Source organism: Croceibacterium atlanticum, from assembly GCF_001008165.2.
GTDB classification, from domain to species: Bacteria; Pseudomonadota; Alphaproteobacteria; order Sphingomonadales; family Sphingomonadaceae; genus Croceibacterium_C; species Croceibacterium_C atlanticum.
Genome location: NZ_CP011452.2, coordinates 1,136,963 through 1,149,077 on the forward strand (window position 1 = coordinate 1,136,963; position 12,115 = coordinate 1,149,077).

Annotated in this window: 9 protein-coding genes; 4 read left to right on the top strand and 5 right to left on the bottom strand. The window is 61.4% G+C overall.

The window, feature by feature from the left end; translation table 11 throughout:
- The first annotated feature begins 13 nt into the window (after positions 1–13).
- The 4 genes from WYH_RS05365 to kce all read left to right on the top strand — a co-directional run bounded on the left by WYH_RS05365 (position 14) and on the right by kce (position 3,881).
- The gene (locus tag WYH_RS05365) at positions 14–922 is read left to right on the top strand and encodes a helix-turn-helix domain-containing protein (RefSeq protein WP_169780717.1); all 909 of its coding nucleotides are present in this window, start codon (positions 14–16) and stop codon (positions 920–922) included.
- Between the two features lie 96 nt (positions 923–1,018).
- A complete protein-coding gene (locus WYH_RS05370) occupies positions 1,019–1,480 on the top strand; it encodes a hypothetical protein (protein ID WP_046903022.1) in 462 nt (153 codons plus the stop codon).
- Positions 1,477–2,934, top strand: coding sequence for an NAD-dependent succinate-semialdehyde dehydrogenase (locus WYH_RS05375; RefSeq protein WP_046903023.1), 1,458 nt, complete (start codon positions 1,477–1,479; stop codon positions 2,932–2,934). Before WYH_RS05370 ends, WYH_RS05375 begins: the two co-directional genes overlap by 4 nt.
- Before the next feature lie 11 nt (positions 2,935–2,945).
- Positions 2,946–3,881 (top strand): 3,5-dioxohexanoate:acetyl-CoA acetone transferase, encoded by a 936-nt coding sequence (gene kce / locus WYH_RS05380; protein ID WP_046903024.1) that lies wholly within the window; start codon positions 2,946–2,948, stop codon positions 3,879–3,881.
- Positions 3,882–3,995: 114 nt separating this feature from the next.
- Here the strand turns inward: kce and WYH_RS05385 are convergent, their stop codons facing one another.
- The 5 genes from WYH_RS05385 to WYH_RS05405 form a co-directional block, all read right to left on the bottom strand.
- On the bottom strand, positions 3,996–6,974 hold the full coding sequence (locus WYH_RS05385) for a TonB-dependent receptor plug domain-containing protein (protein ID WP_046903025.1): 2,979 nt from the start codon (positions 6,972–6,974) through the stop codon (positions 3,996–3,998).
- A gap of 196 nt (positions 6,975–7,170) precedes the next feature.
- On the bottom strand, positions 7,171–8,034 hold the full coding sequence (locus tag WYH_RS05390; RefSeq protein ID WP_046904841.1) for an amidohydrolase family protein: 864 nt from the start codon (positions 8,032–8,034) through the stop codon (positions 7,171–7,173).
- 23 nt (positions 8,035–8,057) lie between these two features.
- Positions 8,058–8,966 (bottom strand): cupin domain-containing protein, encoded by a 909-nt coding sequence (locus tag WYH_RS05395; protein ID WP_046903026.1) that lies wholly within the window; start codon positions 8,964–8,966, stop codon positions 8,058–8,060.
- A gap of 15 nt (positions 8,967–8,981) precedes the next feature.
- Complete coding sequence (locus tag WYH_RS05400; RefSeq protein ID WP_046903027.1) at positions 8,982–10,871, bottom strand: nuclear transport factor 2 family protein; 1,890 nt, start codon at positions 10,869–10,871, stop codon at positions 8,982–8,984.
- A complete protein-coding gene (locus WYH_RS05405; protein WP_244877968.1) occupies positions 10,868–11,866 on the bottom strand; it encodes an ABC transporter substrate-binding protein in 999 nt (332 codons plus the stop codon). The genes WYH_RS05400 and WYH_RS05405 overlap by 4 nt, the downstream gene beginning before the upstream one ends.
- Between the last annotated feature and the right edge of the window lie 249 nt (positions 11,867–12,115).

Sequence of the window (12,115 nt, forward strand, 5' to 3'; positions counted from 1 at the left end):
CGCGGAAACCAGAATGGCTGCGTGGAATGCGCTGTATTCGCGCCAGCTCAACAATGTCGATTTCACGCCCGCAAGCAGCCAGGATTTTGCCGCCCGCCTCAGCCTCGGCCAGCTCGGTCCGATCCAGTTCGCACGCATGTGCACCAATCGCACGAATATCCTCCGTTCGCGGAAGCATATCCTGCCGAGCCAGCAGCGGCTCTATTCCTTCCTGCTTCAGGCCGGGGGAAGCAGTCAGCTTTCGCATTGCGGGCACGAGGCGGAACTGACGCCCGGTGATTTCGCGCTTTGCGACAGTGCCGCACCGCACAGTTTCACGGTGGATGACGGCAGCGTCGTCATCATGCTGCGCATAGATGCGAAAACCCTCAGGCAGCACCTGCCCACGCCCGAACGGTTCTGCGGCCTGCATCTCAGGAACGAGGTCGGGCTGACGGGCGCGATGTCCGCCATGGTGGAACGCCTCGATGCCCAGCTCGCGAAGGGTTTCACCTCCATCTATGGGGAACGCTTCGCGCAGAGCCTGCTGGAAATGCTTTCGATGTCATATTCCATGGGCTTCGACATGGGTGGCGACGTTTCGGCCGTATTGCGCGGCCGCCATGCCGAGGTGGTGCGCTATATAGAGGATCATTTGCGCGATCCGCAGCTTTCACCCGCAACCATCGCCGAAGGGCTGCGTATTTCGCCGCGCTATCTGCGGACGATTTTCGCCAGCACCGGGGAGAAAGTCTCCACCTATATCATCCGGCGCAGGCTGGAAGAATGCGCCAAGCAGATCCGCGATCCCAGCTGGGCAGGCCACACGCTGACAGAGATCGCCTTCGCCTGGGGGTTCAACAGTGCGGCGCATTTCACGCGCACCTTCCACGAACATCACGGCATGGCCCCGCGCGAATATCGGCGCCGCATGATCGGATAGCGCGCCGCCCTGGGCAAGAGGCCATGCCCCGGCAGGCAAGCCCGGATGCGGCAAGTCTGCCAGCGCTCGCTATCGGAAAAGTGGCTGGAGAGCGGAATGACGCAGCATGATCGGGCAGGATTGACGCAGGAGCTTGCGCTGCAACTCGCCGACTATTGGCACGAGATCGATTTCAACGGCGGCAGCGCGGCAAGCGAATATTACACGCCCGATGCCGAGTTCCACGGCCAGTTCGCATCCTATATCGGCCGCACGAAAATCCAGGAATTCTACGATTGGCGGCGCAGCCAGGGCCCCCGGCTTTCGGTCCACAGCTTCACGAATTTTCGCGCCTGGCAGATTGGCGAGGATAGTGCCGAAGCCACCAACTTCCTGTTTCTCTATGCTGCCAATGGCGAACGGCCACTGACCAGCCACGTGCCGGTCACGATCTCGCTTGCAACGGACCGCTATCGCAGGGTCGATGGCCGTTGGCTGTGCAGCTTCCGCCGCTTCGAACATCTGTTCGAAAGCGACACCCCGATCACGAACCCCGATCTCGACGGTGAAAAGCAATGAACCAGGCCCGTGGCAAGCTGGACGAAGCCGATCTGCTGATCAGCAGGGCTTATGTGGCAGGCGAATGGCTGGAGGGGGATGACACGCCCATTCGGGTGGAGGATCCTTTCACGCTGGAAACCATCGCCGAAGTCGCATCGGTAAACGCTTCGACAGCACAGCAGGCCGTCAATGCCGCGGCCGGCGCCCTGCCCGCCTGGGCCGCGCGCCCCGCAAAGGAACGCGGCGCGATCGTGCGCCGCTGGTTCGAACTGATCGTGCAACATCGTGAAGACCTCGCCCGCCTCATCACAAGGGAGAATGGCAAGCCCATGCGAGAAGCGCGGGGCGAGGTCGATTACGCAAACCAGTTCATGGAATTTTACGCGGACGAGGCAACCCGCGTGCTGGGCGAGATTATTCCCGCTGCAGAGCCGGGCCGCAGGATGCTGGCGGAGCGGGAGCCCGTGGGCGTCTGCGCGGCGATAACGCCCTGGAATTTCCCCCTCGCCATGCTGACGCGGAAGGCCGCCCCGGCAATGGCCGCCGGCTGCACGATGGTGGCAAAGCCGGCCGGTCAGACGCCGCTCTCCGCCCTCGCCTTCGCCTTTCTGGGCCAGGAAGCAGGCATTCCGCCGGGCGTTTTCAGCGTCGTTACGGGCCGGGCCGGCCCTATCGGCGAGGTGGTGACGCAGAGCCCGGCGGTGCGCAAGCTGACATTCACCGGATCGACCCCCGTGGGCACGATGCTGATGGCAGCCTGCGCCCCGACGATGAAGCGCGTCAGCATGGAACTGGGCGGTAACGCCCCGCTGCTGATATTTGACGATGCCGATCTGGACACTGCCGTGGAAACGGCGATAGTCGCCAAGTTCCGCAATAGCGGCCAGAGCTGCATCGCCGCCAACCGCATTTATGTGCAGGATGGCATTCGCGATCGTTTCCTGTCGGCCTTTGCCGGCCGTGTTTCGCAGATGTCGGCAGGCGACGGTTTCGACGAGCAAAATGATATCGGGCCGCTGATCGACGAGGCGGCGATCGCCAAGGTGGAAGAACATCGCGAAGATGCGCTGACCCGTGGCGGCAGACTGCTTGCCGGCGGCGCATCCCCCGGCGGGCGGATCGCCCTGCCCACCCTGCTTGCCAACGTGCCCGAACAGGCCATGCTCGCGCAGGAGGAAACCTTTGGCCCATTGGCAGGCGTGATCGGTTTCGACACCGTCGAACGGGCCATCGGGCTGGCCAATGACACGCCTTTTGGCCTGGCCGCCTATCTCTGTTCGCAAGATCCGGCAAAGATCGCGCATGTATCCCGCGCCCTCGAAACCGGGATGGTCGGCATCAATACCGGCCTGATCTCCAGCGCGCATGCGCCCTTCGGCGGGGTAAAGATGTCCGGGGTCGGCCGTGAAGGATCGCACCAGGGCATCGAGGAATATCTCAGCACCAAATATATCTGTCAGGCAGGCCTCTAGGGACGCTCGCGATGCGCAAGAACAAGAAGGTCATCATCACCTGCGCCCCTACGGGTTCGATCCATACACCATCCATGTCGCCCCACCTTCCGGTGACAGCGAGCCAGATCGCCGACGCAGCGACAGGTGCGGCGCAGGCGGGTGCCGCCATCCTGCATCTTCATGCGCGTTCCGATGCGGATGGCAGCCCGAGCCCCAAAGCAGAGGATTTCATGCGGTTCCTGCCGCGTGTCAGGCAGGCCACCGACGCAATTATCAACATCTCCACCGGCGGCAGCGCCATGATGAGCCTGGATGACAGGCTCGATGGTGCAAGAGCAGCCCAGCCGGAGCTGTGCTCGCTCAATATGGGGCCGCTCATCTTCGATTTTTCCGCAGCCGGAAGGCGGGTGGAAGAGTGGCAGCACGGGTGGGAACGCGAATATGTCGAAGGCTCACGCGGGCGGATCATGTATAATGACAATGCCTATATCAAGCGGATCATGCTGGAAATCGGGCGTGAATTCGGAACGCGTTTCGAATTCGAATGCTACGATATCGGCCACCTCTACACGCTGGCGCATTTCGCCGATCGCGGCCTGATCGATCCGCCGTTCCTGATACAGGGCGTATTTGGCATATTGGGCGGCATCGGGCCCGACACGCGCAATGTGGCGCATATGGTAACTATCGCTGACAGCCTGTTCGGAGAGGATTATGTCTTTTCCGCTTTCGCCGCTGGCCGGCACCAGATGGATTTCTGCACGCAGTCCATCCTGCTTGGCGGAAATGCCCGCGTCGGCCTGGAGGACAGTCTCTATATCGCGCCTGGCGAGCTGGCGCAGAGCAACGCCCAGCAAGTCGTCAAACTGCGCAGCGTGATCGAAGCGCTGGGCCGCGAGGTGGCAAGCCCTGATGAAGCGCGCGCAATGCTGGGCCTGAAAGGCGGCGACAAGGTCGCTTTCTGACAAAAGCCCGGCGTGCCCATACCAGCCGGGCCGGATATCTTCGCAGATTGTACATCAAGAAAAGGGCCGGATCGCATCATGCGACCCGGCCCATTCTGGTTCCGGCCTTCCCGCTCAATAGCGTAGCCTGACACCGGTCCTGAAACGCGATCCGAAAGTGTCGAAGTAAACCGGATTGGTCGGATAGTTCGATCCGCCCAGTCCGCCACCGCCCGGCGCGACCGGGGGTTTCTCGTCAAACAGATTCTGGATGGCGCCGAACAGCTCGACATAGCGATTGCCGGCGCTGTCGATCGGAATCTGATAGGACATTGCAAGACCCAGATAGGTGGCGCCGTCCACGCGGTTATCGTTGATGCTGTCGGGCAGAGAGGGATCGAAGCCCGCATCCTGCGGCCCGATCTTCTCGACATCATAAATCCCTTCCGGAATGTGGCGGAAGGACAGCGTCGTGTTGAAGCCGCCATTGTCGTAGGACAGGAAGGCGTTCCAGATCCAGTCCGGGGCGGGATTGAAGTCCCCGCCATTCAGCACGGGGCCGGTCTGCCCGGCATAGTCTATGACAGGCGTGGTCGGATCGGCCTGGACCTTGAAGTCATATTGATGATTGGCCAGCAAACGCAGGCTTACCGCGCCATCGCCCCCATCGAACACGTCGTAAAGCGGCAGCCTGTAAGACAGTTCGAAATCGAAACCACGAACGTCGAGACTGCCCAGATTGACCTGCCGGGCATCGACAAAGGTGATGTCCGTCGGCGCAGCGAAGGTGATCCGGTCGCAGAAGAGATCGAACTCTCCGCAGAAATCCACGATCCGCTGGCCCGGCAGCGTGGTGACCGTATCGGTGACTTCGATCTGATACCAATCGGCCGACATGCGCAGCCCCGGCGCGAAATCGGGCCGGAACACCACGCCCAGCGTGGTCGTGTCCGCACTTTCCGGTTTCAGCGCAAAACTGCCGCCATTGAGTATCGGCGTGTCGTCATCACCCAGACCTGGCGAGCCGGGAATGTTGAAATTGTCGACCACGCCCTGCGACGATCCGGCCTCTGTGGGAACCTGCTGGTCAAACAATTCCTGGAAGCCGGGCGAACGGATATCGCGCGAACGCGAACCGCGCAGGCGGAAACCTGCCCCGATTTCCCAGATGGCGGAAAGCTTGTAGCTGACAGCATCGGTGGTCTTTTCCTCCCCCGTGCTGGCATTCTGGGCGGTGTTCTGGGTCCAGCGAACCGCGCCGTTCACTTCAAGCATTTCGGCGAACGGCACATAGGCAAGCAGCGGCACGTTCAATTCGCCAAAGGCTTCGAAAACCTCGATCGTCCCGCCGTAATCCGTGCCGAAAGTGAAGGCATAATCATTGTAATTGGGAGTATCGCCATGGGTGACGTCGCCATCCTCGCTGCGATATTCCGCGCCGGCTGCCGCACCCACCGGACCGGCACCGATCCCGTCGAACAGATTGCCACTGATGACGCCCGCAATGACATGCTGCGTGTAATCGAAATCCTGCACGACCGGCCGATATGCGTAATCTATCGCAGCCTGCGACAGATTGTTGAGGCCGAACAGATTCAACGGTTCGCAGCCCTGTGAACGCGGGTCCGGATTGCTGGCCAGTGTTTCGCGGCACACGATATTGCCATTGGCGGTGCCGTTCAGGAATTCGCCTTCGTCCACGGCATCCAGCGCGTACTGGAATTCGGTATTCACGCGCGAATATCGTCCGTCCCGGTGCTGCTTGTTGCTGCCATACTGGTAGTAGATGTCCCAGTCCCAGTTCTCACCGATTTCGCCGCCCAGGCCCAGAACGCCGCGAAAGACATCAGCTTCCACTTCGTTGAGAGCGGGAATTTGCCGGTCCACATCCTTGCCGAGGCTGAAGGACGTGCCATCCAGCAATTCGACGAGATCATCCGGCAGGTAGGCGTTGTCGGGCTTGACGAAGAATGTCGAACGCGGCCCCGCCGTCACGCCCGAATTGGATGCGGTGCGGTGCGCATATGTCAGTTCGGTATAGGCCGTGAGAGCATCGCTGAGCTCATAATCGGCATAGAGATAGCCGACATACCGTTCCTGCGGCGTCTGCAGGTCGGAATCGGCATAAGTGGATTCACCGTCGCCCCCGCTGCGGGGACCGAAAGTGTTGGAATTGACATAGATACCGGGATCGAAATCGAGCACCGCAGTCCCGTCATCATTGAAGCGCAGGTTCCGTGCGGCAGGATCGGCAGGGCCGCGGTTCCGCACCACGCCATGGGCATCGTTGAATGCCTGCTTGGAATCCGGCCCGATGATGTAGTTCGGCAATCCGTATGTGGGCGAACCGGGCGTGTTATAGCCCGTGACACTGCCATCGGGCAGGATGTCCCCTTCATTGGTGAACAGGTCCCAGCCTTCCGCGCACCACAGGCGCACATCAGAACAGTCCCCGATCCCCTTCACCCTCTGATATTCGCCGCCAATCACCACATGGCCGCGATCCCCCAGGGACGTGCCGTAAACAGCTGAGGCATGATAATCCTTGCCGTCACCGCGGAAGGTCTGGCCAAAGTCTGCCTGCAGCCGCAATCCCTCGAGATCGGTGTCGAGGATGATGTTGACCACACCGGCAATGGCATCCGAACCATATGCGGCCGAAGCGCCGCCGGTGACTGTCTCCACCCGCTCGATCATGGCCGTCGGGATCATGTTGAGATCCACGGAGCCGCCATTCGATGTCGGCACGAAACGGCGGGAATTGATCAGCGTCAGCGTACGCGTGCCGCCATCGGGATTGAGGCCGCGCAGGTTCGCGAAGCTGGCGCCAACATCCGCGCCTGCGGTTATGCCAGCCGTTGCATCGGACTGGAAAGCGGTGTTCTGGGGGATGAGTTCGACGATGTCACCGGCATTGACGATGCCGAGATCCTGCGTGGTTTCCGCATCGAACACTGTCGCCGGAGTGGGTTCGCTGAAACCATCGCGCTTGATGCGCGTGCCGGTGACGATGATCGGGGCGGCCTCTTCGGCGCCCTGCCCCGTGTCCTGCGCAAGTGCAGGCGTTCCGGCCAGCAATCCTGCGGATAGCGGCACCAGCGCCGCACCTGTCATTAACCTTCGCAAATCGATGGAGTTCAGTCGCACAATATCCTCCCACGTCTCGCATCACGCTCTCGTTGCGGACCGCCGGGGCGGACAAACGGCTGATGCTTCGAGGGTGGACTTCGCAGTGAAGCGGCAATTGCGCTTTCCTGTAGGGGTACGCTGTTATGCCCCAATCGGCACTGGCCCCGCGAAGGCCAGTGCTTCAGGAGAAATAGAGCTTGAGCCCGGTGCGGCAAATCTCGGCACGCTTGGCCGGATCGGGTAGCCAGCGCCGATAGCTGGCGAGAACGCTCTCGAACGTCACCCGGTTTTCATAACCCACGAACGGTGCGTCACTGCCCCAGAGCAGCCGGTCTGTTCCGACCCGGCGCAGCAATTCTGCCGCAACGAGATCGGCGATATCATCCAGATTGCCGTCGGGATCGTCTTGCCAGGCGGTGGTTCCCGGCAGGCGGAAGCCCGCAGACATCTTCACCCAGCAACGTCCCGTATCGATCGCTTCGAGCATGCAGGCAAAGCCATCGCAGGCCAGCGGCCCCTCCGGATCGGGATGCCCGAAATGATCGATCACCACCTTTACGCCCGCCTCCATCAGCGGTTCGAGAACGGGGCGCAATTGCGGCCCTTCGATCGCCAGCTGCACGTGCCAGTCCAGATCCCGCAGGCGCCGCAGCAGCAGCCGATATTCGTCCGAGCTGAAATCCGGCAGGGTGGAGCGGCGGGCAAGTTGCAGGCGAATGCCCGTGATCCCGTCAGCCTGCATATGTTCCAGCGCGTAGAGATCGGCCTGCGGGTTGACGATTGCCGTGCCCCGCAGCCGATTGTGACGGCGCAATGCGCGGATCATGTAATCATTATATTCGCCGGATATGGAAAGACCGGACAGGATCGCGAAATGGATACCATGCGCATCCATCCGGGCCAGCAGGTCATCGCCGGTAAAAGCATAGTCAGGCACGGTCCAGGCGCCGACGCAGGCCGGCATGTCGGACGTGAAGATATGTGCATGGCAATCGATCACCGGGTTTCCCGAGATCTCCTTGTCATGCTCATTTGCCGAAGCCATGGCCCCCTCCCGATCAGGCGTCATCATTTACGCGGATAATCGTCGGCATTGAGCACCCAGCCGGGCATGTCCGAGAAATCCTCCCTTGGCGGGGAAAAGATATCGACGAGGACGTTCGCTTCCGCGTGGCTCGGCGCCGAGGTATGGATCACGCGCGGCGGGATCACGCAAACGGAAGGGGCGAGGCACAATTCATGTTCATCCTCGCGCCAGTCATGCTGGTTTGCTGTCCACGGCCAGCGCAGATGGTGCATGTAGAAACCGTCCAGCGCGAGCGAACATTGTTCAAAATCGTCATGATGATGCGGCGAAAGCCTGGTGACATCGCGCGGCCCCTGTGACGGGAAGACATTGACCATGAAGGTGGTGCAGCGGAATATCTTGCCGAAGCGGCCTTCCTCTTCCGGCACGTCCAGACTGTAGGACCGGATTCGGTAGCCATCTGCCGGTTCGGGCCAGGGCTCGAATTCGGGGACATGCGGATGCGGCCCGGAATAGCTATCGGCATTTTGCGCCTTCGCCAGAATGTCCTGCGAACGGCTCGTAATCAGTCGGACGATCGAACCGGCCCCATGCACCATTATCCTGCTGTCGCCTGGCGGCACCATGGTGATCGAATATGGCGCGACCTCCACCCTCTCGCCATTGGCCTCCACAGTGGCGGCAGGCCCGCCTTCGGGCAGGAGAAGAACATATTCATCGACCTGTTCCCTCCTTTCGAAGACTGCGCCATCATCCACCTCGGAATAGCAGACCACGAAATTCTGCCCGCGCGTGTACCAGTTGCGCGAATTCGCCAGTTCTTCCTGCGGTGCGCTTGCGTAGTAACGGGCATAGGTGCTGTTGCCGAAAGCCGCTGCTGCATTGGCGGCGGGCCCCGCCCCGCTCTTCGCAGAAGCGAGGCGGGATCTCGGATCGTCGGATTCATACATTGTTCTGCTCCGAAATCAGTCTCGGTGCCCGTCGGACCATGTCAGGCGCGTTGCCGGTTTGCGCCCGGTGACGGGGTTGTCGAAATGGAAACCCATCGGGGCGATGCGCGGATAGGGGGCGAATGTTTCGCCGCGCAGCGGCGCATCGGGGCCGAAATCGGCAATGGTTTCCTCGGACGGCCCGAAGCGAGAGGACGCAGCTGGGTCGATCTCCGTCCAGCCCCCTTCATAATCGCCCAGCCACACGTAATCGAGATCCATGCCGTGGATCCGCCAGATGCCATCTTCCTTGATGACCTGGTTTTCATAGATGCCGGAAATCCAGCTTCCCGGGCCATCCGCCGAACTGTTGAACTGGAACAGGCGCGTGCGAACGAATGCCCGCTGCCCCTCGTCGAACACGGTCACGAAAGGCTGTGTTTTCTGGTGGATCGCCTGGAAAGCATCATTCGGTCCACCCTCGCCATATCGCTGGATGAGCGAGCCGAGAACGCGGTCCTTGCCGATAAAGGTTCCGATATAGCTCAGTTCCTTCCACCCATCGCGGGAGAACAGCGCGGCGGTATCGCGCCATGCGAACTGATCGATATAATAACCATAGGCGTTGGAGACGTTTTCAGCCCCGTCGAACGCCTCCGCCATGGCAAGGGCGCCGGGGATCGGTTCGAGTGCCCGCGCATCCGACCGTGGAGGGATGACGAGCGTGCCTTCAAGCGGCGGCACCGCATATCCCGCAGTCCGGAAATCGACACTTGCAAGGCTTGTCTGCCCGGTCGCCTGCCCTGCGGAATCCACCGGCAGCGCCGCCGGCAGAGGATCGGACCACCCTGCCTCATATTCGGATCGCATGATCGGGTTGCGATGGATCATCGCGATGCGCCATTTCCCGTCATCGTCCCGACGCAGCAGGAAAGTCTGCATGGCGGCCTGCCAATAGCCTTCGTCCCCATGATGCCCGGTCATCCCGATCTCGACATTGCGGATCAGGGCAGTGGAACCATCCTCTGCGATATTGACCATCGGCATCAGCAGCGGCCGGTCATTGAGCTCGCCAGTGTCGAGGCCGGGGGCGCCGAAACGGGAAAGGAAAGCGCGCGCTTCCTGGGTCCCACGCCAGCTGCCCTGCCCGGCTATCTCGATAACGACATCATCGGCCAGCAGGTCGACCATGTCATCATACATGCCGCGGTCCAGGTAATAGCCGTATGCGTTTACCAGGTTCTGCGCACGTCCTTGCAGCAGCAGCAGCGTTGCCTGTCTTTCGAGCACGTCCCTTGACCGCGGAGAAGCAGAGGCGCGCCCGGGCAACAGCTCGCCGGCTTCGTCGGGAGTATAATGGTAGGGCGCACGTTCAAGCGTGGACGGATCATGCGCCCAGCCATCCGCGTAACTGCCCTTGAAATGATCATAGGTCCGGATCGAGGAAATACGCCATCCGGCTGCATCCTTGCGGTAATCGATCACATGGGTTGCACCCTGCCAGCCCGCCGAAGTCCCGGCCTGCGCAGTCATCGCCACTTCGTGCCAGCGGCCCGTTGCCGTCTGGCCATCTTTGCCCAGAGTGATGACCGGGCTGATATACAGCCGCAGGTTCATCCTTCCGGCAGGCATTCCATCCTCGCCATGGCCCTGCGATGCGCGCAGCAATGCCTCGATCCCACCGCGCCCCTGCACCTCTCCCCGGCGGACGCGCCATTTCGCGTCCTCCGTCGCCAAGCCGGCCATTCCGCCCCAGTCGCCAGCCATGGCCATGTGGCCCCAGCGCGCCTGCAGCAGCTTGATCTCGCGAATGGAGATCAGATCGTCCACCTTCGCGGTCTCCACGGCGAGGCTGGTTTCCTGTGCCGCAACGCCAGCCGGAACCAGCGCGAGCGCAAGTGGCAGAAGGATAGTCCGCAAACTCATTCTGCGCTTCCCAGGGCCAATGCCTCTTCATACGCGCTTGTGTCGATCAGCGTCGCCAGTTCCTCCCGGCTGCGCGGTTCGCGGTCATCGCGCTCTGCCAGCCATTGTTCCTGCTTCACCAGCACGTCGAGCATGTCTTCCGGGACGGCTGCGAGCCAATTGTGATGGACCCAGCTGTCTTCCACATCCTGCGGGTCGAATTCACCGGAAGCCGTGATCAGTTCACGAGCATGTGAGGGATCGCGCCGGATCTCCTCCGAAGCGTCGAGGATCGCGCGAATAAACCGCACGATCCTTTCGCGGCTCTCGGGATTTTCCAGCTTGCCGGCGGTGGAGTTGAGATTGAACAATTCCCGATATACGCCCTCGCCCGAAAACTCGATCAGATCATCGCCGAGGACCTGCGCCGCATTCTCGCTTTCCGGTTCCCAGATGACCACGGCTTCGACTTCGCCATTCTCCAGCGCCCTGGTCATGCCGGAAAGCGGAACGATAGGCTTGGCGTCGATATCGTCGAAACTCAGCCCTTCCCGCTCAAGCATCAATTTGAAGAAATAGCCGGACGATGTCTGGGGGATCGTCGCAACGCTCTTCCCCTTGAGATCCGCCACGCTTTCGATCCCGGCCGACCGGCGGGCCACCACGCGATACAGCCCTTCGGTCACGGTCATCAGAATCCGCAAGTCGGGATGTTCAACCGAATAGCGCAGCGCCTGCGTTTCGGCATTTGTGGCGACATCGGCCTCGCCCTCCTCGCCGAAGCCCGGCACCGGGGGCTCCCCCACCAGGTTCGCGACCGAGCCCATCCGGACACTCGCCTCACCGGGATAATATTTTTCCGCTGCGAGCAGGACGGGAGCGATCTCGAAAGTCTGCGTGTTCCCATATATCGCGATGGGGCCCGGATCAGGCACCCCTTCCGGTTCGGTCGAACAGGCGGCAAGCGCGCAGAGACAGGCGATGCCTGCAAGGAATGATTTCCGGCGGACAGACAAAAAGCTTCTCCTCATCCCGATCGGTTTTCTTATCGTTCCGGAACCCGGCAAAGGCACCGCAATCCAGTAAACACGCCGGACCGCGGACCGCAATTCCAACAGGGATCAGTGCCGGGATGGTCAGGTTTCGCTACCGCAAAAGGCAATTTTCCGCCTTTGCAGGGCCCCGCCCCCCGTTGGTCAGAACTTTGCGGAGCCTTGATTATTGCGTCAGGGCACAGCCGCTGCGGGTCCGGTCCGGCAGTTTCC

Excerpts from the sequence above, each read along its gene's own strand:
- WYH_RS05375 (WP_046903023.1), top strand. The coding sequence starts at position 1,477 with ATGAACCAGGCCCGTGGCAAGCTGGACGAAGCCGATCTGCTGATCAGC.
- WYH_RS05385 (WP_046903025.1), bottom strand. The coding sequence starts at position 6,974 with ATGACAGGTGCGGCGCTGGTGCCGCTATCCGCAGGATTGCTGGCCGGA.
- WYH_RS05395 (WP_046903026.1), bottom strand. The coding sequence starts at position 8,966 with ATGTATGAATCCGACGATCCGAGATCCCGCCTCGCTTCTGCGAAGAGC.
- kce (WP_046903024.1), top strand. The coding sequence starts at position 2,946 with ATGCGCAAGAACAAGAAGGTCATCATCACCTGCGCCCCTACGGGTTCG.
- WYH_RS05365 (WP_169780717.1), top strand. The coding sequence starts at position 14 with ATGGCTGCGTGGAATGCGCTGTATTCGCGCCAGCTCAACAATGTCGAT.
- WYH_RS05370 (WP_046903022.1), top strand. The coding sequence starts at position 1,019 with ATGACGCAGCATGATCGGGCAGGATTGACGCAGGAGCTTGCGCTGCAA.
- WYH_RS05390 (WP_046904841.1), bottom strand. The coding sequence starts at position 8,034 with ATGGCTTCGGCAAATGAGCATGACAAGGAGATCTCGGGAAACCCGGTG.
- WYH_RS05400 (WP_046903027.1), bottom strand. The coding sequence starts at position 10,871 with ATGAGTTTGCGGACTATCCTTCTGCCACTTGCGCTCGCGCTGGTTCCG.